General features: G+C 73.0%; 20 protein-coding genes and 1 tRNA gene. 13 read left to right on the top strand and 8 right to left on the bottom strand.

What is annotated here, in order from left to right:
• Positions 1 to 134: 134 nt before the first annotated feature.
• The 3 genes from ACN260_RS25860 to ACN260_RS25850 form a co-directional block, all read right to left on the bottom strand.
• The gene (locus ACN260_RS25860) at positions 135 to 908 is read right to left on the bottom strand and encodes a peptidase (protein ID WP_422756831.1); all 774 of its coding nucleotides are present in this window, start codon (positions 906 to 908) and stop codon (positions 135 to 137) included.
• Positions 908 to 2188: a VWA domain-containing protein gene (locus tag ACN260_RS25855; RefSeq protein WP_422753457.1), complete on the bottom strand. Its 1281-nt coding sequence runs from the start codon at positions 2186 to 2188 to the stop codon at positions 908 to 910. Before ACN260_RS25855 ends, ACN260_RS25860 begins: the two co-directional genes overlap by 1 nt.
• Before the next feature lie 564 nt (positions 2189 to 2752).
• Positions 2753 to 4534, bottom strand: a complete 1782-nt coding sequence (locus ACN260_RS25850; protein ID WP_422753456.1) for a dolichyl-phosphate-mannose--protein mannosyltransferase — start codon at positions 4532 to 4534, stop codon at positions 2753 to 2755.
• Positions 4535 to 4626: 92 nt separating this feature from the next.
• On the opposite strand from ACN260_RS25850, the gene rsmI reads away from it, so the two are divergent.
• The gene (gene rsmI, locus ACN260_RS25845) at positions 4627 to 5466 is read left to right on the top strand and encodes a 16S rRNA (cytidine(1402)-2'-O)-methyltransferase (protein ID WP_422753455.1); all 840 of its coding nucleotides are present in this window, start codon (positions 4627 to 4629) and stop codon (positions 5464 to 5466) included.
• 13 nt (positions 5467 to 5479) lie between these two features.
• Here rsmI and ACN260_RS25840 read toward each other — a convergent pair whose 3' ends face one another.
• Positions 5480 to 6193: a hypothetical protein gene (locus ACN260_RS25840; RefSeq protein WP_422753454.1), complete on the bottom strand. Its 714-nt coding sequence runs from the start codon at positions 6191 to 6193 to the stop codon at positions 5480 to 5482.
• Between the two features lie 293 nt (positions 6194 to 6486).
• Between ACN260_RS25840 and metG the strand changes: the two genes are divergently transcribed.
• Complete coding sequence (metG, locus tag ACN260_RS25835; protein ID WP_422753453.1) at positions 6487 to 8289, top strand: methionine--tRNA ligase; 1803 nt, start codon at positions 6487 to 6489, stop codon at positions 8287 to 8289.
• 62 nt (positions 8290 to 8351) lie between these two features.
• Here the strand turns inward: metG and ACN260_RS25830 are convergent, their stop codons facing one another.
• The gene (locus tag ACN260_RS25830) at positions 8352 to 9203 is read right to left on the bottom strand and encodes an alpha/beta fold hydrolase (protein ID WP_422753452.1); all 852 of its coding nucleotides are present in this window, start codon (positions 9201 to 9203) and stop codon (positions 8352 to 8354) included.
• 65 nt (positions 9204 to 9268) lie between these two features.
• On the bottom strand, positions 9269 to 10513 hold the full coding sequence (locus tag ACN260_RS25825; protein WP_422753451.1) for a hypothetical protein: 1245 nt from the start codon (positions 10511 to 10513) through the stop codon (positions 9269 to 9271).
• Between the two features lie 107 nt (positions 10514 to 10620).
• Between ACN260_RS25825 and ACN260_RS25820 the strand changes: the two genes are divergently transcribed.
• From ACN260_RS25820 to ACN260_RS25790, 7 genes are all read left to right on the top strand, one after another.
• On the top strand, positions 10621 to 11520 hold the full coding sequence (locus ACN260_RS25820; protein ID WP_422753450.1) for a TatD family hydrolase: 900 nt from the start codon (positions 10621 to 10623) through the stop codon (positions 11518 to 11520).
• Positions 11521 to 11552: 32 nt separating this feature from the next.
• On the top strand, positions 11553 to 12422 hold the full coding sequence (gene rsmA, locus ACN260_RS25815) for a 16S rRNA (adenine(1518)-N(6)/adenine(1519)-N(6))-dimethyltransferase RsmA (RefSeq protein WP_422753449.1): 870 nt from the start codon (positions 11553 to 11555) through the stop codon (positions 12420 to 12422).
• Positions 12423 to 12431: 9 nt separating this feature from the next.
• Positions 12432 to 12572: a hypothetical protein gene (locus ACN260_RS25810; RefSeq protein ID WP_158224271.1), complete on the top strand. Its 141-nt coding sequence runs from the start codon at positions 12432 to 12434 to the stop codon at positions 12570 to 12572.
• Entirely contained in the window at positions 12569 to 13522 is a 954-nt protein-coding gene (locus ACN260_RS25805) for a 4-(cytidine 5'-diphospho)-2-C-methyl-D-erythritol kinase (protein WP_422753448.1), read from the top strand. Before ACN260_RS25810 ends, ACN260_RS25805 begins: the two co-directional genes overlap by 4 nt.
• A gap of 235 nt (positions 13523 to 13757) precedes the next feature.
• The gene (locus ACN260_RS25800) at positions 13758 to 15560 is read left to right on the top strand and encodes an ABC-F family ATP-binding cassette domain-containing protein (protein ID WP_422753447.1); all 1803 of its coding nucleotides are present in this window, start codon (positions 13758 to 13760) and stop codon (positions 15558 to 15560) included.
• 90 nt (positions 15561 to 15650) lie between these two features.
• Positions 15651 to 16106, top strand: coding sequence for a DUF4383 domain-containing protein (locus tag ACN260_RS25795; RefSeq protein WP_422753446.1), 456 nt, complete (start codon positions 15651 to 15653; stop codon positions 16104 to 16106).
• Between the two features lie 113 nt (positions 16107 to 16219).
• On the top strand, positions 16220 to 16681 hold the full coding sequence (locus tag ACN260_RS25790) for a DUF4383 domain-containing protein (RefSeq protein ID WP_422753445.1): 462 nt from the start codon (positions 16220 to 16222) through the stop codon (positions 16679 to 16681).
• Between the two features lie 8 nt (positions 16682 to 16689).
• On the opposite strand, the gene ACN260_RS25785 is transcribed toward ACN260_RS25790, so the two are convergent.
• Together ACN260_RS25785 and ACN260_RS25780 are read right to left on the bottom strand one after the other, a co-directional pair.
• Positions 16690 to 17379, bottom strand: coding sequence for a TetR family transcriptional regulator (locus ACN260_RS25785; protein ID WP_422753444.1), 690 nt, complete (start codon positions 17377 to 17379; stop codon positions 16690 to 16692).
• Positions 17380 to 17492: 113 nt separating this feature from the next.
• Positions 17493 to 18452 carry an acyl-CoA desaturase gene (locus ACN260_RS25780; RefSeq protein ID WP_422753443.1) on the bottom strand — a complete coding sequence of 320 codons (960 nt, stop codon included), beginning with the start codon at positions 18450 to 18452 and terminating at the stop codon, positions 17493 to 17495.
• A gap of 120 nt (positions 18453 to 18572) precedes the next feature.
• Between ACN260_RS25780 and ACN260_RS25775 the strand changes: the two genes are divergently transcribed.
• The 4 genes from ACN260_RS25775 (at position 18573) to ACN260_RS25760 (ending at position 22105) form a co-directional block, all read left to right on the top strand.
• On the top strand, positions 18573 to 19346 hold the full coding sequence (locus tag ACN260_RS25775) for a resolvase (RefSeq protein WP_422753442.1): 774 nt from the start codon (positions 18573 to 18575) through the stop codon (positions 19344 to 19346).
• Between the two features lie 46 nt (positions 19347 to 19392).
• Positions 19393 to 19463, top strand: a tRNA-Gln gene (locus ACN260_RS25770).
• A gap of 74 nt (positions 19464 to 19537) precedes the next feature.
• A complete protein-coding gene (gene glmU, locus ACN260_RS25765; RefSeq protein ID WP_422753441.1) occupies positions 19538 to 21037 on the top strand; it encodes a bifunctional UDP-N-acetylglucosamine diphosphorylase/glucosamine-1-phosphate N-acetyltransferase GlmU in 1500 nt (499 codons plus the stop codon).
• 87 nt (positions 21038 to 21124) lie between these two features.
• Complete coding sequence (locus ACN260_RS25760; protein ID WP_363657353.1) at positions 21125 to 22105, top strand: ribose-phosphate diphosphokinase; 981 nt, start codon at positions 21125 to 21127, stop codon at positions 22103 to 22105.
• Positions 22106 to 22273 lie beyond the last annotated feature (168 nt).

Below are 22273 nucleotides of genomic sequence, written 5' to 3'. Positions count from 1 at the left end.
CGCGGACCAACGGCCATGGCTGGTGAACGTACCGCAAACGGGCGACACGGCAGGGTCCCGTGACGGCCCGGTCCCCTCGGGCGCGGCGGCGGCCACGCCCGACGGGACCGGGCACCAGGCGGGTCAGGGGCGGGTCAGGGGCGGCGGGGCCGGCGGGTCAGCGCGAAACCGACCACCCCGGCGACGGCGGCGAGCGCGCCACCCACGGTGCTCCACGCCCAGCGTGAGCCGAGCGCGGGCAGCCAGTCGCCGTCGAACCAGTCGTCGTCGGCCTCGGCGGGGGCCGCCGCCGGGTCGCCGGTCAGCACCGCACCGGCCCGGGTGTTCGGCACCAGCGGCGCCTTCAGCTCACCGTCGTCGCGGGAACCCTCGCCCTGCGCCGAGAGCAGCAGTTCGACGTCGACCGGCTGCCCCAGGTCGGCCTCGGGCAGCTCGGTCACCGACAGCCGGACGTAGTAGGTGCCCGGCAGCGGGTCGGCCGACCACGGCTCCGCCCACGAGCGCACCTGCCGCAGCGTGCAGCCGAGCGCCACGCTGCCCGCCGAGGCGGCCACCGTCGGGGTCTGCGCCCCGGCCGTGCACGCCTGCCGGCGGCGCAGTCCGTCGAACACCTCCACCGTCCAGGTGGACGCGCCGCTGCGGGCCTTGGGCAGCGACACCGTCGCGGCGATCTCGTGCCGTTGCCCGGCCGAGGCGGGGAACGACCAGTACAGGAAGTCGCCGGTGGAGGCGTCGACCCGGACCGGTTGGCCGGCCGTGATGCCGGTGGCGGTCAGGAACGACGTCCCGGCCCGGGTGACCGGGGTGGCCCCGGGGGAGGGGGTGGGCGCCGCCGTGGCCGGGGTGGCGAGCAGGGTCAGGCCGACGGCGGCCAGCGCCGCGCCGCCCCGGATGATCGGGGTACGCATCAGTTCGTCCTCCACGTCGCCACCCACCAGCGGGTGAGCAGTCCGACGACCAGGCCGGTGACCAGGCCGGCCAGGGTGAGCAGGAGCAGCAGCACCCAGCCGCGCCCCAGGTCCGGAGCGGCCGGTGCGGGTGACGAGGCGACCACGTCGATGGTCAGCTCGACCGGCATGCCGGGTTCGGCCCGGGTGCCCGGACGCGGTGCGAAGGCGTTGCTGACCACCAGGCAGACGGTGGTGGCCGGTACCGGTGTGTCGGTCGCCGACGGGCTCGGCGACGCCCCGTCCTCCGTCTGCGACCAGCGCAGCCCCGCCGACACCACGTCGGTACGGCCGCTGCCGGCGTCGACACCCCGGACCAGTTCCCGCCCGTCGGTGGCGGTGGCCCGCAGCAGCACGGCGTGGTCGGGGTTCACCGGGCGGTCGAGCGCCACGCTGACCGACGCGCGCAACTCCTGGCCCGGCCGGACGGGCACCCGGTACCACCGGTGCTCGGAGAACGCCTCCCGGTCGGCGTAGACGCCGGGGGCGAGCAGTGGCGCGTCCGCGCACCCGCCCCGCCCGGTGACGACGGTCGGGGCGGCGGTGTAGGTGTCCTTCGCCCGTTCGACGAGCTGCTTGATCCGGCCGGTCAGCTCGTCGGCGCTCTGCGCCGCCGTGTAGGTGCCACCGGTGGCGGTGGCGATGCAGAGCAGTTGCCGGCGGACCTTCTCGTCCGGGGCCAGGCCGAGCGTGTCGACCACCAGCTTGGTGCCCTGGGCGGCCAGCTCCCGGGCGACCTCGCACGGGTCGGGCGGGGCGCAGGTGTCCTCGCCGTCGGTGATCAGCACGATCCGGCGGGCGGTCGTGCCGGTGCCGAGATCCCTGGCGGCGGAGCGCAGGGCCAGCCCGACCGGGGTGAAACCGGTCGGTCGCAGCGTCGCCACGGCCGCCTTGGCCGTCGTCCGGTCTACCGGACCGACCGGCACGATCTGCTGGGTGTCCAGGCAGCCCTGTTTCTTGTCCTTGCCCCGGTAGGTCGCGCCGAGCACCCGGATGCCGAGCTGGGTCTCCTCGGGCAGCGCGTCGACCACCTCGTTGAACGCCTGCTGGGCGACGGAGATCCGGCTGCGTCCGTCGATGTCGTTGGCCCGCATGGAACCGCTGACGTCGAGCACCAGCTCGACCTTGGGCGGCTCGGTGGGCTCCTCGCCTTCGGCGCGGGCGGGTGCGGGGCCGGTCAGCGTGGTCGCCGCCAACACTCCGATCAGGACGGCCGTCGATCGTCGTCTCGTGTTGATCACCGGGCGAAGTGTAGTGAGATCCACAGTGGAGCCTCACCGGGGTGCGGCGGCGGGAGTCTCGACCACGGGATTGCCCGGCCGGCACGCCGGGTGGTCGGCCGACCACCCGGCCGGTGGGCCGGGCGAGACATGATGACCGTCCGTTAGATGCTAGATGTAAACCATTTGCCGCGCGATGCATCGGTCGGAAATCTGACCCAAGTCGACCCGTTGTGCCGGTGGCACAACGTGGTTAAGCTCTCCTTGCGCGCCCCAATCGCCCGCTTCCCCCGTGGCAGGCGATCGGGGCGCGCCCTTTTGTCCCGGCACACGTGTGGGACACCTCCCGACGTCGTCGATCCCCACCGCCACGGTCGGCCCCGTCAGCGTGGTCCGCTGCGAACCCCGGCCGGCGTCGCCCCTGCTCCCCACCCGGGCCCGGGTCGTGCCGGCAACCCGCGCCGCATCCACTGGGGAGCATCGACGGGCGCGGGACGCCCGACAGACGTCCGCCCCACCGTCTCCCGCCGCCGGGTTCGGAACCCGGGCGGCAGACGGTGGGGCGGACGGTGGATGCGGGGCCGGTCAGATCCAGCGGCCGTCCAGCCACATCCGGGCGGACCAGTCGTCGTAGGGCAGGATGTTGCCCACGAAGATCGGGTAGAAGTAGGCGAAACAGAGTGCCACCAGCAGCACGTACGCGCCGACGATGACCCCGCCGACCAGTCGCCGGTCGGCGAGCTGTTCCGCCGCCGCCGCATCGGCCTCCGCGACGACCACGACGGCCTTCGGATCGGCCGGCTCGCCGGTGTCCGGTGCGGTGCCGTCGCGCGCCGTGCCGTCCGGTTCGGTGCCGGCCCGACCGACCGGGGCGGCGCGCTCCGCGACGGTGGGGGTGGCGATCGCGCCGAGCACGTACACCACGCTCAGCACCAGGAAGGGCAGCGCCGGGGCGGCGTAGAAGGAGAACATCGTCCGGCCGTCGAGGGCGTACCAGAACCAGGGCAGCAGGCCCGCGGCCACGGCCACCAGGAACGCCCCGGCCCGCCAGTCGCGGCGTGCGATGCCGAGCCACAGCGTGGCGGCCAGGGCCGGCAGGAACGACCACCAGAGCAGCGGTGTGCCCAGCAGCAGGATCTCCGACGCGCAGGTGGGTGCGCCGCACGCGCCGTCGCCGGACCAGTGGAACGCCACCGGCCGGCCGAGCAGCAACCACTGCCAGGGCCACGACTGGTACTTGTGCGCGGTCTCCAGGCCGGTGTGGAACTCGAACGCCGCCTTGTGGTACTGGAACAGGTTGGTCAGCGCGCCGATGACGGGGGTGTCGCTGAGCCCCGGCACGTTCGGGTACCGGGACGCGATCCGGTAGTAACCCTCGTCGGAGAGCAGCCACCCCGACCAGGTGGCCAGGTAGGTGCCGACCACCAGCAGCCCGGCGAGCACCAGCCAGGGCAGCTCGTCCAGGAGCGCGTCGCGCCACGGCCGGCGGACCCCGACCGACCGGCGCAGGCCGACCTCCCAGAGGAGGACCAGCAGCGCGAAGGCCGGCACGAAGTAGATCGCGCTCCACTTCACCGCGCACGCGCACCCGAGCAGCACCCCGGCGAGCAGCCGCCACCAGGGCCAGTTCCGCCAGCCACCGGCGGGGCGACCGGCCCGGCCGGCTGCGGTCGGGTCGAGGCCGTCGTCGAGCGCGCGGGCCCAGCGCCGTCGGCGGGCGTCCCGGTCGAGCACCAGCGCGCCGAAGGCGGCCAGGATGAACAGCGGCAGGAAGATGTCGAGCAGCGCGGTGCGGGAGAGCACCAGGTGGAAGCCGTCCAGGGCGAGCAGCAGGCCGGCGGCGCAGCCGAGCGTGGTGGAGCGGAACAGCCGGCGGGCGATGCGGGTGATCATCAGCACCGTGAGGATGCCGGCGATCGCCGAGCCGATCCGCCAGCCGAACTCCGGTGCGGTGGTCATCAGGTGGCCCGGCACGGAGATGTTGGTCTCCGCGTCCTGGTAGCCGAAGGCCCACTCACCGAGCCCGATCAGCCATTTGCCCAGCGGCGGGTGGACCACGTACGACGGGCCGTTGTCCTTGTAGTTCCACTCGACGCCCTTGTCGATCAGGCCGTAGCCGTCACGGGCGTAGTAGATCTCGTCGAAGATCTTGCCCTTGGGGCTGCTCAGTCCGAGCAGCCGCAGGACGGCGGCGATCGTCACCACGACGGCGGTGGCGATCCACGAGTTCACGTCGAGCCGGGAATCGACGGTGGCGAGTCGTCGTCGGACGATCGCCGGCACGCCGCCCCCTCCGCCCTCGGGAGGGGGTGCCTCCGGGTCGGTCCGGTCCGCGCTCGCGCTCTGTGCTGTCGACGCACTCGTCACCCGGCGATCGTAGGCTGCGAAGGTGCCCGGTGGCGCCCGTCGTCCCCGAGATTGGTACGAGTATCGATGAAGGAGCGCGCCACGTGGGTGAAATGTCCGACATTGGGCGCCTGATTCTGCTCGGCGCGCCGCTGGGCAACCCCGCCGACGCGTCCGCCCGGCTGCGCGACGTCCTCGCCACCGCCGACGTGGTCGCCGCCGAGGACACCCGCCGGCTCGCCCGGCTCGCCCGCGACCTCGACGTCACCGTCGAGGGCCGGATCGTCTCCTACTTCGAGGGCAACGAGGAGCGGCGTACCCCGGAACTGGTCGACGTGCTCCGCGCCGGCCACCGGGTCGCGCTGGTCACCGACGGCGGCATGCCCAGCGTCTCCGACCCCGGCTACCGGCTGGTCACCGCCGCCCTCGACGCCGGGGTGCCGGTCACCTCGGCCCCCGGCCCGAGCGCCGTCACCACCGCCCTAGCCCTGTCCGGGCTGCCCTGCGACCGGTTCTGCTTCGAGGGTTTCCTGCCCCGCTCGCCCGGCGGCCGGCGGGCCCGGCTGCGCGCCCTCGCCACCGAACCCCGCACCCTCGTCTTCTTCGAGGCCCCGCACCGGATCGCCGCCGCGCTGACCGACCTGGCCGCCGCGTTCGGCGCTGACCGGCCGGCCGCGCTGTGCCGGGAACTGACCAAGACCTACGAGGAGGTCGTCCGCCGGCCGCTCGGCGAGCTGGCCGACTGGGCGGCCCGGGAGGAACCGCGCGGCGAGATCACCCTCGTCGTCGGGGGCGCGCCGCAGACCCCCGCCGAACGCCCCGACGACGACACCCTGCGGGCCCAGGTGGCCGACCGGGAGGCCGCCGGGATGTCCCGCCGGGACGCGATCAGCGACGTCGCCACCGGGTACGGGCTTCGCCGCCGGGACGTCTACGCCGTCGTGCACCGGTAGGCCGGGCCGCCGCTCACCAGGCGGCGACCAGGAAACCCAGGGTGATCAGCACCGGCCCGGCGTAGCCGCCGCCGGTCGCCCAGCGACGCTGCCGCGGGTCGGCCAGCAGGGTCGCCCCGGTCCACCTGACGATCCCCGCCGCGCAGCCGGCCACCGCCAGCAGGCCGAGCAGCCAGCGCAGGTGCCGACCCACCCCGGTGTCGGCGTACGCGGTGTCCGCGTCCGGTCCGGTCACCCGCGCAGGCAGGGTCGAGCCGGCGGCGGTGCGTTCGGCCGGCACCCCGCTGACCCGTACCCCGTGGGTGCGGAACCGGTCGTCGTCGGCGGTGAAGATGCCCCGGCAGCGCTGGGTCAGCCCGCCGCCCGAGCAGTCGGTGACCACCGCCGTCCCCGCCGTGGAGTGCCCGACGGCCAGCCAGAGCGGCCCCGCGCTCACCCAGGCGAAGAACGCCGCGACCAGGCTCAACGCCAGCAGCACGGCGAGCCCCCGGATCGGGTCCGGCGGGGCGGGGGCGCGGGTCGGGCGACGTCGGCGCGGGGTCCGCAACCGCTGCTTCGGCTCCTTGCGCAGCGGGGTGCCGTCCCAGTGCACCTGTTCGATGGGCGCCCAGAAGAACCCGTCCTCGTCCGGCTGCTCCCCGTCCCGCCGGAGGGCCCGCGGCTGGCGGACCGGCACCCGGCGGGGCACCGCGTCGACCGGCGCGCCCGTGGTCGGTTCGACCTCCACGGTCGCGTCGTCCGGGCCGGGACCGGGGCGTGGCTGCGGCGCGACGGCCGAGCCCCGTGCCGCCGGACCGTCCCCGGGGCCGGGGCGTGGTCGCCGGGTGCCGGCCGTCGATTCGTCGTGCCCCGATCGTCTGCCCGTCACGTCAGCCATTGGACACCGGGTGGCGTTCGGTGTCCGTGAGCTGACTCCGCGTGTCGGTGGGCAATTCCCGCGAACGGCGATTCGACGTCGGCGTGGCGCGGTGACCCTATTGGTTCGCCGGTCGCCGACCCGGGTCACTAGGCTTGCTGGTCATGAGTCACGTTCTCGCCGCGGTCGCCTGGCCCTACGCCAACGGTCCGCGCCACATCGGCCACGTGTCCGGCTTCGGCGTACCCTCCGACGTCTTCGCCCGGTACATGCGGATGGCCGGTCACGACGTGCTCATGGTCTCGGGCACCGACGAGCACGGCACCCCGATCCAGGTGCAGGCCGACGCCGAGGGGGTGACCCCGCGCGAGCTGGCCGACCGGTACAACCGGGTGATCGCCGAGGACCTGCTGGCGCTGGGGCTGTCGTACGACCTGTTCACCCGCACCACCACCCGCAACCACTATGCGGTGGTGCAGGAGCTGTTCACCGGGCTGCACCGCAACGGCTACATCGTCCCCAAGGTCACCACCGGCGCGATCTCCCCGTCCACCGGGCGGACCCTGCCCGACCGCTACATCGAGGGCACCTGCCCGATCTGCGGCTACGACAGCGCCCGTGGCGACCAGTGCGACAACTGCGGCAACCAGCTCGACCCGATCGACCTGATCAACCCCAAGTCCAAGATCAACGGCGAGACGCCGGAGTTCGTGGAGACCGAACACTTCTTCCTCGACCTGCCCGCCCTCGCCGACGCGCTGCGCCAGTGGCTGGACACCCGGCAGGGGTGGCGGCCCAACGTGCTGCGCTTCTCCCGCAACCTGCTCGACGACCTCCAGCCCCGGGCCATCACCCGGGACCTCGAATGGGGCGTGCCGATCCCGCTGGAAGGCTGGCAGGACCGGGGCGACAAGCGGATCTACGTCTGGTTCGACGCGGTGATCGGCTACCTCTCCGCGTCCATCGAGTGGGCCCGGCGCACCGGCGACCCGGACGCCTGGCGGAAGTGGTGGTCGGCCGACGGGGAGGGCAAGGACTCCCCGGGCTACTACTTCATGGGCAAGGACAACATCGTCTTCCACTCGGTGATCTGGCCGGCCCTGCTCGGCGGCTACTCCGGGGCGGGCAGCCGCGACGGCCAGCCCGGCGACCTCGGCCGGCTCAACCTGCCCACCGAGGTCGTCTCCAGCGAGTACCTGACCATGGAGGGACGCAAGTTCTCCTCCTCCCGCAAGGTGGTCATCTACGTCCGGGACTTCCTGGAACGCTACGACGCCGACGCGCTGCGCTACTTCATCGCCGTCGCCGGCCCGGAGAGCAACGACACCGACTTCACCTGGGCCGAGTTCCTCCGCCGCAACAACGACGAACTCGTCGCCGGCTGGGGCAACCTGGTCAACCGGTCGGTCTCCATGGCGGCGAAGAACTTCGGCGCGATCCCACCGGTCGACCCGGCCGGGCTCACCGAGGCCGACGAGGCGCTGCTCGCGGTGGCCCGCGCCGGCTTCGCCACGGTGGGCGACCTGATCGCCAGGCACCGGCAGAAGCAGGCCATCGGCGAGGCCATGAAGGTCGTCGCCGAGGCCAACCGCTACCTGTCCGAGCAGGCCCCGTGGAAGCTCAAGACCGAGGCCGACAAGCCCCGGATGGGCACCATCCTGCACGTCGCCCTCCAGGTGGTCAGCGACGCCAACACCCTGCTCACCCCGTTCCTGCCGCACTCCGCGCAAAAGATCCACGAACTGCTCGGCGGCACCGGCGTGCACGCCCCGATGCCGGTCCTGCAAGAGGTCGACGACCTCGACGGCGGCCCCGGCTACCCGGTGCTCACCGGGGACTACACGGTCGGCGCGCGCTGGGAGTCCGTACCGTTGCCGGCCGGCCGGCCGCTCGCCGCGCCGAAACCGGTCTTCCGCAAGCTCGACCCGTCGATCGTCGACGAGGAACTCGCCCGGCTGGAGGGCTGACCGCCCGGCACCCGACGGGGGCGGCCCCGGGGGAACCCCCCGGGGCCGCATTGCGTGGTACGTCAGGCGCGGGCCATCGCCGGTGCGCCGATGAACTCCATCAGCGCCCGGTTCACCTCGGTCGGGTGCGTCCACGGGATACCGTGCGGCGCCCCCTTCAGGGTGACCAGCGTGCCGTTGGGCAGCATCGACGCCAACCGCTGACCCGTCTTCGGGAACGGCAGCACGTTGTCCTTGTCGCCCTGGATGATCAGCACCGGGACGTCCATGTTCGGCACGTCGCCCCGGAAGTCGGTCTGCCAGGCGTCCACCGAGTCATGGGTGCCCTTCGCCGACGCCTGCGCGCCGATCTGCCAGTGCGCCCGGTACGCCTCCTCGCTGACCCATTTGCCCTTGTTTTCGCTGTAGTTGAAGAACGCGTCGCAGAACTGGGTCAGGTAGGCGAACCGGTCCGCCAGGATCGCCTGCTGGAACCCGTCGAAGAGGCTCTTCTCGACGCCCTCCGGGTTGTCCTTCGTCTGCAACAGGTACGGCGCCAGCGGCGCCATCAGCACCGCCCGGTCCACCCGGCCCGACCCGTACGTGCCGAGATAGCGGGTCACCTCACCGGTGCCCATCGAGTGGCCCACCAGGATCGTGTTACGCAGGTCCAACTCGGTCATCAGCACGTCGAGGTCGGCGGCGAAGGTGTCGTAGTCGTAGCCCATGGCCGGCTGGGCCGAACTGCCGAAGCCCCGCCGGTCGTAGGTGATCACCCGGTACCCGGCCGCGAGCAGCGGACCCGACATCTTCTCCCAGGTCGCCCCGTTGAACGGGAAGCCGTGGATCAGCACGATCGGCTGACCCTGCCCGTGATCCTCGTAGTACAGGTCGATGGGGGCGGAGTTCTCCGTACCCACGGTGATGAAGGGCATGCTCTTCTCCTGATCCGTCGGTGTCGGACCCGTCGCGCTTTCCCCGGCCGGCCACCCTCATGCCTTCACAGCACGTACGGCAGGTCCACCACCCGGTCGTCGGTCACCTCGGCGACCGGCGCCCACGTCTCGTACACGCCCCGTTCATGGCACTGCGCCCCGGTGTCGCGCACCCCGTCCGGATCGGGCTGCCGCAGGCGCAGCCGCAGCCAGCCCGCCTCCTCCCGGAGCACCAGGCACGCCACGCCCCGCCACCGGGCGTGGCGCAGCCGCCGGCTGACCGACTCCACCGGATAGCGGGCCGCCCGGGTCATCGCCAGTACCCGGAACCCGCCCGGCAGGTCCGCCACCGCCTCGTACTCCCCGCCGGCCAACCCGCCGACCAGCTGCGTCGACCGCGGCACCTCGCCGGTCGGCACGTACTCCTGGTCGGGGGAGAGCCCCGGCACCGCGGCCAGCAGGTGCCGCCACTGCGGCCCCACCATCCGCAACCAGCCCCGCTGCTCCGCCTGGTAGCTGTAGAGCACCACCTCGGCCCCGTCGGCGGTGTACGCCAGCAGGCTGGCGTTGGCGGGCATCGGCAGGTCGGCGAAGTCCCGGGTGACGAACTCCGGGATCAACTGCGCCGAACTCGGCACGAACCCGGTACCCAGCACTGGCGGGCCCAGTCGGTCCCGGGGCGGCAGCTCCAGCAGGCCCCGGTGCGCGTCGCCGACCGGCACGTCGTAGTCGCCCGGGTCGGCGACCCGCCAGCGCAGCGCGTACCCGACGTCGGTGCCGTCGCCGCTGGTACCGTCGCCACGCAGCACCGCCAGCGCGGCCGGCGTGCGCAGGTGCGCCACGTCGTGCTCGCGGTAGCAGAACCCGTGCGGCAACCACCCCCGCACGTACCCGGCGAGCTGCCGGGCGGAGAGCACCTTGACCATCCGGGTGCCGCGCCGCAGCGCCGCCGAGGCGCGCACCGCGGCCAGCGTCGGATCGCCGGCCGCCGTCGGCTGCTGGCTGAGCTGGTGCACGTACGACCAGCCCCGGTCGCGGTGCACCGGCATCAGCAGCGCCGCCTCCGGCTCCTCGACCGGCGGGCCGCCCCCGCTCACCTCGGTGACCTCGGTCACGTGCACGAACCGCCGCCACGGCCAGCTGACGCCCGGCCTGGGTGCCCACTCGAAACCGGGTGCCGCCTCGGCGCTGAACAGCTCGTAGGCCGCGCCCCGGGCCAGCTCCTCCGCCGGGTGGACCACCCCGCCGTACGTCACGCGCAACGCGGTCCGCCCGGAGGCCGCGCCGCTGGCCCGATCGGTGACGCTCATCCCGGCGAGAGTAGGCCGGTCAGGTTCCGCCCCGGTGAACGTCCGGTGGCCGCCCGGGAACACCCCACCCCGCACGGGTCGGTGCCCCCGGCCGCCCCCGGTGTGTGATGCTGGCCGCGATGACCGAACGGACCGAATCCCGCAAGCAGCGTGCCGCCCGCCGGGCCGGCGAGTTCCCGCCCGCCCCGCCGCCGCTGCCCCGCCCCGTGCTGGACAGCCACACCCACCTCGACATCACCGTCAGTGAGGCCGGCGTGCCCGGCGGGGGCGTCGCCGCCGACCCGGTGGCCGCCGCGATCGAGGTGGCCGCCGCCGTCGGCGTGGACCGGCTCGTGCAGGTCGGCGTGGACGTCGACTCGTCCCGCTGGGGCGCCGACGTCGCCGACCGGTACCCGGCGGTGCTCGCCACCGTGGCGCTGCACCCCAACGAGGCACCCCGGCTGGCCGACCTGGATGCCGCGCTGCGCGAGATCGAGACGCTGGCCGCCCGGGACCGGGTCCGGGGCGTCGGCGAGACCGGGATGGACTTCTTCCGCACCGGCGACGACGGCCGGGCCGCCCAGGAGGAGAGCTTCCGGGCGCACATCGCCATCGCCAAGCGGTACGGCAAGGCCCTGGTCATCCACGACCGCGACGCCCACGCCGACGTGCTGCGCATCCTCGACGACGAGGGCGCCCCGGACACGGTGGTGCTGCACTGCTTCTCCGGCGACGCCGACTTCGCCCGCGAGTGCGTCCGCCGGGGCCACCTGCTCAGCTTCGCCGGCACCGTCACCTTCGGCAGCGCCGCCGCGCTGCGCGAGGCCGCCGCGCTCACCCCGATCGACCAGATCCTCGTCGAGACCGACGCGCCCTACCTGACCCCGATGCCGCACCGGGGCCGGCCCAACGCCTCGTACCTGATCCCGCTGACGGTCCGGTCGCTGGCCGAGACCACCGGGGCCGACCTCGACGAGCTGTGCGCCGCCATCTCCGCCACCGGCGACCGGGTCTTCGGGCCGTGGTGACCGACCCGCGACCCGCGACTACGCTTCGGGGCGTGACCGGCCTGCTCGGCCCGGCGGAGATCCGGGAACTCGCCGCGCGACTCGGCGTCAACCCGACCAAGAAGCTCGGCCAGAACTTCGTGCACGACCCGAACACCGTCCGCCGGATCGTCACCGCCGCCGGGCTCACCGGCGACGACGTGGCGCTGGAGGTCGGCCCCGGGCTCGGCTCGCTCACCCTGGCCCTGCTGCCGGCCGCCGCGCACGTGCACGCGGTGGAGATCGCCCCGGTGCTGGCCGGCGCGTTGCCGCAGACCGCCGCCGCCCACGCCGGCCCGGACGCCGCCCGGCTCACCGTGCACCGGGCCGACGCGTTGCGGATCACCGCCGCCGCCCTGGCCGACCCGCCGCCCACCGCGCTGGTGGCGAACCTGCCCTACAACGTCGCCGTCCCGGTGGTGCTGCACCTGCTCGCCGAGCTGCCCACCCTGCGGCACGGGCTGGTGATGGTGCAGAAGGAGGTCGCCGACCGGCTGGTCGCCGGCCCCGGCTCCAAGGTGTACGGCATCCCGTCGGTCAAGCTCGCCTGGTACGCCCGTTCCCGGGCCGCCGGTCGGGTGCCACCGAACGTGTTCTGGCCGGTGCCGAACGTCGACTCCGGACTGGTCGCGTTCACCCGCCGCGAACCACCCCGCGACGACGTGCCCGTACAGGCGGTCTTCGCCGTCGTCGACGCCGCTTTCGCCCAGCGCCGCAAGACGCTGCGGGCCGCGCTGGCGGGCTGGGCGGGTGGCCCCGACCGGGCCGCCGCGGCGCTCACCGCCGCCGGGGTCGACCCCGGCGCACGCGGGGAGTCACTCACCGTGGAGCAGTTCGCCGCGATCGCCGCGTCGGCTCCGACCGTCGCCACCACCGCACAGTAGGCTGACGCCGTGCCCGCCGAGGGACACGCCGCACCTGCGCGTACGACCTGGTTGCCGGCCGGTACGCCGCCGGCCGCCGACGCCGCCGAGGAGCTGATCGTGGAGATGCCGTTCGACATCCGCCCGTGCCGGTGGGACGTCACCCGGTGACCGAGGCATGGCGACCGGACGACGATGACGACCAGCGCCGCGGCAGCAGTGGCCCGGTGCGGGTCAGGGTGCCCGCGAAGGTCAACCTGCACCTCGGGGTGGGCCCGTTGCGCCGGGACGGCTACCACGAGCTGAACACCGTCTACCACGCGATCTCGATCTACGACGAGTTGACCGCCCGTCGGGGCGACACCCTCACCCTGACGATGGAGGGTGAGGGCGCGGGTGAGCTGGCCCTGGACGACTCCAACCTGGCCATCCGTGCCGCCCACGCGCTCGCCGGCTACGCCGGGGTGCTGCCGCACGCCCGGCTGCACCTGCGCAAGCAGATCCCGCTCGCCGGTGGACTGGCCGGGGGCAGCGCCGACGCCGCCGCCGCGCTGGTCGCCTGTGACGCCCTGTGGGGCACCGGGTTGTCCCGCGACGAACTGGCCGGGATCGCCGCCGACCTCGGCTCCGACGTGCCGTTCCTGATCCACGGCGGCACCGCGCTGGGCACCGGCCGGGGCGAGGCGGTCAGCCCGGTGCTGGCCCGCCCCACCTCCTGGCACTGGGTGGTGGCCGTCGCCGACGGCGGCCTGTCCACCCCCGCCGCCTACCGGGAACTCGACCGGCTGCGTGCCGCCGGCACCGCCGGTACACCGCTGGGCAGCACCGACGGCCTGCTCGGCGCGCTGCGCCAACGCGACCCCCGGGTGCTCGCCGGCTGCCTCGGCAACGACCTGCAGGACGCCGCCCTGTCGATGCGCCCGGCACTGGCCGACACGTTGAAGGCCGGGCAGGTGGCCGGCGCGCTCGCCGGGATCGTCTCCGGTTCCGGTCCGACCTGCGTCTTCCTCGCCCGTGACGCCGCCGACGCGCAGCGGATCGCCGCCGAGGTGCAGGCCGCCGGGGTGTGCCGGGAGACCCGGGTCGCCCACGGCCCGGTGCCCGGGGCCCGTGTCGGCTGAGTCCGCCCGGTTGAAGATCGACTCCCGTGGGCCGGGGTTGCGGTATCCGGCGACCGGGAACCCGCACCATCAGCCCCGATGAGTTGATCAACCCGTCGCGACCTGCTGTGCGGGGCGCTCCGGCCCCGGCTCCGGCACGGGCGGGTGGGGCGGCGCGGGTGTCCGCGTACCCTTGCCCCAGGCGTCCCGAGGTGCCCGCCGGCACCGGGACGCCTTGATCATGAAAGGTGGGACCGTGGCCAACATCGTCAACCTGGACCGGGTGTCCAAGGGGTACGGCGCCGCCGGGCCGCTGCTCACCGACGTCTCGCTCGGCCTCGACGACACCGACCGGATCGGCGTGGTCGGCCTCAACGGCGCCGGCAAGTCCACCCTGCTGCGGATGCTCACCAAGCAGGAGGACCCCGACGACGGCCGGGTCACCCACCGCCGCGACCTGCGGGTGCTCTGGCTGCCGCAGGCCCTCACCCTGACCCCCGAGGCCACCGTGCGGGACGTGGTGCTCGGCACCGCCTGGCTCGCCGAGGGGATGGGCGCCGAACACGAGTGGGCCGGCGACGCCGGGGTCCGCGCCATCCTCGACGGCCTCGGCATGCCCCATCTCGGCCTCGACCAGCCGGTCGGCCCGATGTCCGGTGGCGAGCGCCGCCGGGTGGCCCTGGCCGCCCTGCTGGTCCGCGAATCCGACCTGCTCATCCTCGACGAACCCACCAACCACCTCGACGTCGGCGGCGTCGACTGGCTCGCCCGGCACCTCGTCGGCCGCCGGGGCGCGCTCGTCGTGGTCACCCACGACCGGTGGTTCCTCGACGCCGTCTGCACCACCACCTGGGAGGTCGCCGACCAGACCGTCCGGGCCTACGAGGGCGGCTTCGCCGCCTGGACGCTGGCCCGCGCCGAACGGGAACGGGTCGCCGCCGCCACCGAGGCCCGCCGGCAGAACCTGCTCCGCAAGGAGATCGCCTGGCTGCGGCGCGGCCCGCCCGCCCGCACCTCCAAGCCGAAGTTCCGCATCGACGCGGCCAACGCGCTCATCGACGACGTGCCGCCGCCGCGCGACACCATGTCGTTGCAGCGGATGGCGACCGCCCGGCTCGGCAAGCAGGTGTACGACCTGGAGCACGTCCGGCTGCACGCCGGCCCCAAGGAGATCCTGCACGACACCACCTGGCAGGTCGGCCCCGGCGACCGGATCGCCATCCTCGGGCGCAACGGGGCCGGCAAGACCACCCTGCTGCGGCTGCTCGCCGGCATCACCCGCGCCGACGGCGGCCGGTTCCACACCGGGTCCACCGTCAAGCCGGCGTTCCTCTCCCAGGAACTCGCCGAACTCCCCGGCCACCTGCGCGTCCTGGAGGCCGTCGAAGAGGTCGCCCGGCGGGTGCAGCTCGGCGACCGGGAGATCTCCGCCGCCCAACTCGCCGAGGTGTTCGGCTTCGACGACCGGCGGCTCTGGACCCCGGTGAGTGACCTCTCCGGCGGGGAACGCCGCCGGCTGCAGATGCTCCGGCTGCTCGCCGGGGAACCCAACGTGCTGCTGTTCGACGAACCCACCAACGACCTGGACACCGACACCCTCGCCGCCCTGGAGGACCTGCTCGACTCCTGGCCCGGCACGATCATCGTGGCCAGCCACGACCGGTACCTGATCGAACGGGTCACCGACGCCGCATACGGGATGTTCGGCGACGGCCGGCTGGTGCACCTGCCCGGCGGCGTCGACGAGTACCTGGCCCGCGCCGCCGGCCCGGGTCCGGCCCGGACCACGGCCGGCCCGGCCGCGAGCCCCGAGGCCCCGGCCACGGGTGGCATGTCCGCCGCCGAGGCCCGGCAGGCCCGCAAGGAGCTGACCCGGCTGGAACGGCAGATCGGCAAGCTCGACCAGAAGGAGGCCACCCTCCTCGACCAGCTCGCCACGCACGCCACCGACTACGCCCGGGTCGCCGACCTCGACGCGCAGCTCAAGGAGGTACGCGCCGAACGGGAACGGACCGAGGAGACCTGGCTGACCCTCGCCGACGAGATCCCGCCCCTGTAGACCGGGGACGACCCCGTGTGCGGCGTCACACCCCGCCGTACGGGACAATCGTCGACGACCCTCACCTCGAACGGCGTTGGAGACACAGTCATGGCCCACACCCCCGTCAACCACCCCGCGCGGCCGGTCTACCGGGCGATCGGCGGGCTCATCGGTCTCTACCTCGTGGTCTTCGGCGCGCTCGGCGTCATCGCCAGCGCCGGCAACGACTTCTTCGCCCAGGACGACACCAAGGTCCTCGGCCAGGGCACCAACCTCGGGTTCTCGCTGCTGTCCGTGCTGTTCGGGGTGGTCATCCTGGTCGGCACGGTGATCGGCCGCAACCTCGACGTGGCGATCAACCAGTGGCTGGCCTACACCCTGATGGTGATCAGCCTCGCCGGCCTGGCCTTCCTCCAGACCGACGCCAACGTCGCCAACTTCAGCATCCTCACCGTCATCGTGCTGATGACCCTCAGCCTCGTCCTGCTGATGGTCGGCATGTACGGCAAGGTCGGCACCGAGGACGAGAAGGAAGCCTGGCAGAAGGCCCGCCTGGTGCTCTGACCCGCTCGCGGCGCGGGCCGGGACGCGACGTGACGTGACCTGGCGTTTCTCCGACAACGGACGGCGGGACGGGAGACAATCGTCCCGACACGTCGTCCGCGCACGGAGGGGCCATGGCGCACTTTCCGGTCAACCACCCGGCCCGCCCGCTGTACCGGGTCTTCGCCGGCCTCGTCGGCCTCTACATCCTGGTCTTCGGCGCCTTCGGCGTCGTACAGACCTGGGGTGAACCGCTGTTCGCCCGGGGCAGCCACTGGGCCCTGGGGCTGCGTACCAACCTGGCGTTCTCGTTGGTCTCGGTCGTCTTCGGGGTCGTCCTGATCATCGGGGCGTCCCGGCGCGGCAACCTCGGGCACATCATGAACCTCACCGCCGGGGTGGTCTTCATGGTCACCGGCCTCGCGATGATGAGCGTGCTCCAGACCCGCGCCAACATCCTCAACTTCTCGATGTCGACGGTGATCGTCTCGCTGCTGTTCGGCCTGCTGCTGCTCGCCACCGGTCTCTACGACAAGATCGGCACCGACGAGCACGCCGCCCGGGAACGCGCCGACCGGCTCCACCCGGCCCGCTGACCCGACGCTCAGCCACCCGACCGCGAGGTGATCAGGCCCGGCCCCGCCTCCAGGTGCGACAACCCGTTCCAGGCCAGGTTCACCAGGTGCGCCGCCACCGTCTCCTTGCCCGGCTGGCGGACCTCCAACCACCAGCGCCCGGTCAACGCCACCATCCCCACCAGCGCCTGCGAGTACAGCTCGGCCAGCTTCGGGTCGTAACCCCGGCTGGAGAACTCGGCACCCAGGATGTGCTCCACCCGGTGCGCCACGTCGTTCATCACGCTGCTGAAGTTGCCCGCCGCCGACATCAGCGGCGACTCCCGCACCAGCACCCGGAACCCGCTGGTCTCCTCCTCGATGTAGCCCAGCAGCGCCAGCGCCGCCTGCTCCAGCAACTCCCGCGGATGACCGGCGGTCAACGCCGCGGCGATCCGGTCCAGCAGGGCCCGCACCTCCCGGTCGACGACCACCGCGTACAGGCCCTCCTTGCCGCCGAAGTGCTCGTAGACCACCGGCTTGGAGACTTGCGCCCGCGTCGCCACCTCCTCGATCGAGGTCGCGTCGAAGCCCTTCTCGGCGAACACCTGCCGGCCGATCGCGATCAACTGCTCGCGCCGCTGCGCGGCCGACATTCGTACCCGCGCCGCCGGCTTCGCGCCCGCCGAAGGCGCCGCCCGTCGTGTGCCGGTGTTCTCCCCACCCGGGGGCTGCGCCATCTCGTCACCTCGCCGGCGCTCGGTGACGCCCTGTCGTGGAATGCTCCGGTCGTGCCCGTCTGTCTCGGTCACCCGGCCATCCTGCCAGGTGACGCCCCGGGGCACCGCCGGGTTCAGCGCGGCAGCGGCTCCCGTACCCGCTTGGCCGCCACCCGTTCCGGCTTCGGCCACCGCACGTCGTGCACCGCGCCGGCCCGCTCCAGCAACCAGATCACCCGGGCCGACGGGTCCCACTGCCCGCGCAGCACCCCGTGCCGGGCGCTGGTCGGCTCGGCGTGGTGCAGGTTGTGCCAGCTCTCCCCGAACGACAGCAGGGCCAGCGGCCAGAAGTTGGCCGCCCGGTCGCCCGGCCGCATCGCGAACGGACGCTCACCGTAGACGTGGCAGACCGAGTTGATCGCCCAGGTCACGTGGTGCAACAGGGCGATCCGGACCAGCCCGCCCCAGAAGAACGCGCTCAGCGCGCCGGCCCACGACCAGGTCAGCAGCCCGCCCATCAGCGCCGGGCCGAGCAGCGAGACGGCCACCAGCAGCGGCGAGAGCCGGTCCACCCGGCGGGTGTCCGGGTCGGCGAGCAGATCCGGCGCGAACCGCTCCCGGTTGGACAACTCCCGGCCGAACAACCACCCCAGGTGCGCGTGGAACAGGCCCTTGGCCAGACCCCGCACGCTCTCGCCGTACCGCCAGGGGGAGTGCGGGTCGCCGTCGAGGTCGGCGAAGGCGTGGTGCCGCCGGTGGTCGGCCACCCACTGGATGATCTCGCCCTGCACCGCGAACGACCCGGCGACCGCCAGCGCCACCCTGACCGGGCGGCGGGCCTTGAACGCGCCATGGGTGAAGTACCTGTGGTAGCCGACGGTGATGCCGAGCCCGGACACCACGTACCAGAGGGCAGCGACGAGTACGTCGGTCGGGTGCAGCCAGCCGCCCCAGGCCACCGGCACGGCGGCGAGCAGGGCGAGGAACGGCACCACCACGAACGCCCAGAGGGCGATCAGGATGCCCCGCGACTGGGGGCCCTGGGTGAGCGGCTTCGGGCCGGCGGCACCGGCGTCCCGCAGGGTGGTCGACATGGCACCTCGCAGCGGTCGGATACGCCTACGTCACCGTAACCTACGGTCCGGCCACAGTGGAGTGAACAGTGGCGCACATGAATGAGTGAAGTGTCATACGGTTGTCTTAACCTGCCGGTCATGACCGATCCGACGGCCGCCGAGGTGCGCCGGCTGCGCGACGGTGCGCCCCCGGCCCGCACCCGACGACCCGTCGCCCGCGACGACCTGCGCGCGGCGGCGGTGGCACTGCGCGGCGAGGGCTGCTCGGTCGGCGACATCGCAGCCCGGTTGGGCGTCGCGAAGTCCACCGCCTACCTCTGGGTGCGCCACCTCCCCCTCGACCCGGACGAGGAGGTCGCCCGCGAGCGCCGACGGGCGCACTCCAAGGCGATGACGGATGCCCGGTGGTCGGCCCACCGGCAGGCCCGGGACGCCGCCCGGGCGGCGGCCGTGGCGGACGCAGCGGCCTGGGTCGGATCGATGGGGCACCGTGAGCTGATCATGGTGGGGGCGGTGCTCTACTGGGCGGAGGGGGAAAAGGCCAAGCCCTGGCGGCCCCACGAGTGCCGGGTCAGGTTCATCAACAGCGATCCCGGGCTGGTTGACATCTTCGTCCGCTTCGTCGAGGCGATGGGGGTACCCCGGGAGGGCCTGCGGTTCCGGGTGAGCATCCACGAGAGCGCGGACGCCGAGGCGGCCGTGCGGTGGTGGGCCGGGCGGGTGGCCGTTCCGGCCGAGACGTTCCGCCCGACGTCACTCAAGCACCATCGGCCGACCACGGTGCGGCGCAACACGGGCGAGGACTATCGAGGTTGTCTGATTGTCGAGGTGCCCAGGTCCCGGCAGTTGTACTGGCGGATAGAGGGGATCATGAAGGGAATGGGCGATGGCGCGGGCGGCGAGGGGCGCTAAGGTGTAGTAGGTCTGCCAAGCAATTCGATTTGCCCGTTTTAGACCTTCCCGGGTCGTCTAATGGCAGGACGTCAGGTTTTGGTCCTGATTGTAGGGGTTCGAGTCCTCTCCCGGGAGCTTCCGCTGATCCGCCCCCGAAGTCTGGTTAGCATGGCGGCGAGACTGTCGCCTTCCCCGACGGGAGCCCACCCGTGTCCCAGCCCCACCGCCGTACCGTCGTCGTGCTCGCCGCCGGGGAGGGCAAGCGGATGAAGTCGGCGCTGCCCAAGGTGCTGCACCCACTGCTCGGCCGGACGCTGCTCGGGCACGTGCTGGCCGCGGCCGGGCCGCTGCGTGCGGACCGGACCGTGGTGGTGGTCGGCCACGGGGCCGATCAGGTCCGAGCCCACCTGGCCGAGGTCGCCCCGGACGCCACCGCCGTGCTCCAGGCCGAGCAGCTCGGCACCGGGCACGCCGTACGGATCGCGCTGGACGCGGTGCCGGAGGCCGCCGGCACCGTCGTGGTGATCAACGGGGACGTGCCGCTGTTGCGCACCGGGACGGTGGACGCGCTGGTCGCGGCGCACGAGAGTGAGGGCGCGGCGGCCACGGTGCTCGCCGCCGAGGTGCCCGACCCGACCGGCCTGGGCCGGATCGTCCGGGACGACGCCGGCCGGCTGGAGCAGATCGTCGAGGAGCGTGACGCGAGCCCCGCCCAGCGGGCGCTGCGGGAGATCAACGCCGGCATCTACGCCTTCGACCTGGCCCGACTGCGGGCCGCGCTGGGCAAGCTCTCCACCGACAACGACCAGGGCGAGGAGTACCTCACCGACGTCTTCGGGCTGCTCGTCTCGGCCGGCGAGCCGGTGGGGGTGCACGTGGCCGCCGACCACGTCGAGACCCTGGGCTGCAACGACCGGGTGGAGTTGGCCGGGCTGCGTCGGCTGCTGCGCGACCGGGTCAACGAGGCGTGGATGCGGACCGGGGTGACGATCCTCGACCCGGCGACCACCTGGATCGACGTGACCGCCATCGTCGAACGGGACGCGGTGCTCGACCAGAACACCCAGTTGCGGGGGACCACCGTGGTGGGGGCCGAGGCGGTGGTCGGGCCGGACGTCACGTTGATCGACACGGTGGTGGGACCGGCGGCGTCCGTGCTGCGCAGCCACGCCACCGGCGCCGAGGTGGGCGCGGGGGCGAGCGTCGGCCCGTACGCCTACCTACGGCCGGCGGCGCGGCTGGCCGAGAAGGCGAAGGTGGGCACGTTCGTCGAGGTGAAGAACTCCGAGGTCGGGCCGGGCGCGAAGGTGCCGCACCTGTCGTACGTGGGGGACGCGACGATCGGGGCGAAGGCGAACATCGGCGCGGCGACGATCTTCGTGAACTACGACGGGGTGAACAAGCACCGCACGGTGGTCGGTGACGGTGCGTTCGTCGGCTGCGACACGAACCTGATCGCGCCGGTCGAGGTGGGTGCGGGGGCGTACGTGGCGGCGGGTAGCGCGTTGAGTCAGAACGTGCCGCCGGGGGCGTTGGGGGTGACCCGGGCGCCGCAGCGCAACATCGAGGGTTGGGTGCTGCGTAACCGGCCGGGCACGGTCTCCGCGCGGGCCGCCGAGCAGGCCCGGACGGCCGGTGAGGATGCGTCGGGTGGGCCTGCGTCGGCAAGTGAAGGTGAGGCAATCCACGGGGGTGCCGAGACGGTGTGAGGGTCGCCGTGGTCGGGGCATACTGCAACCGAGCAGCCCCGGCCCACCGCCGCCGGGCACCACCGACCAACGGGAGCAGACGGGCCCATGGGCAGCATCGTCGCCGAAAACCGCAAGAGCCTGATGCTCTTTTCCGGACGTGGCTTTCCGGAGTTGGCCAAGGAGATCGGTGAGGTGCTCGGTGTAGCGCCGACCCCTTCCGACGCGTACGAGTTCGCCAACGGTGAGATCTTCGTACGGTTCCGGGACTCGGTGCGTGGTTCGGACGCCTTCGTGGTGCAGTCCGTCACGCACGGGGTCAACACCTGGGTCATGGAGACCCTGATCATGATCGACGCGCTGAAGCGGGGTTCGGCGAAGCGGATCACCGTGGTCCTGCCGTTCTACCCGTACTCCCGGCAGGACAAGAAGCACCGCGGTCGGGAGCCGATCTCGGCGCGGCTCGTGGCCGACCTGCTCAAGACGGCCGGGGCGAACCGCATCCTCACCGTCGACCTGCACACCGCGCAGATCCAGGGCTTCTTCGACGGCCCGGTGGACCACCTGTTCGCGATGGACATCCTCGCCGAGTACGTGGAGCACAAGTTCGCCGGCCGGCCGATGACGGTGGTGGCACCGGACTCGGGCCGGGTACGGGTGGCGGAACGGTGGACGGACCGCCTCGGTGGCTGCCCGTTGGCGTTCATCCACAAGACCCGCGACCCGTTGAAGCCCAACCAGGTGGTGGCGAACCGGGTGGTCGGTGAGGTCGAGGGTCGGGTCTGCCTGATCGTCGACGACATGATCGACACCGGTGGGACGATCACCAAGGCGGCGGACATCCTCAAGGAGTCCGGTGCGGCGGAGATCGTGGTGGCCTCCACCCACGCCCTGCTGTCCGACCCGGCGACGGAGCGGTTGAAGAACAGCCCGATCACCGAGGTGGTGGTGACGAACACGCTGCCGCTGCCGGCGGAGAAGCAGTTGGACAAGCTCACCGTGCTGTCGATCGCGCCGTTGCTGGCGCGGGCGATCCGGGAGGTCTTCGACGACGGGTCGGTGACCACCCTCTTCGGTGGCCTGAGCTGACGCCCGTCCCGGCGAACGCGCGGGCCGGTCGGGTGCGACCGGCCCGGCGTCGCCGGGTCCGACGCGCGGGGCGGCGGTGCATGGCGGGGACTGCCGGAAGGCGCGGAAAGACCTCGGGTAGACTGGTGCGGTTGCCACGGCGAGGGTGCCCGGCGGGCCGCTGATCGA

This window comes from Micromonospora sp. WMMD708, assembly GCF_049315245.1.
GTDB classification, from domain to species: domain Bacteria; phylum Actinomycetota; class Actinomycetes; order Mycobacteriales; family Micromonosporaceae; genus Micromonospora; species Micromonospora wenchangensis.
Note: the sequence above shows the minus strand (reverse complement) of the source record. Positions and strands in the feature narration are given on the sequence as shown.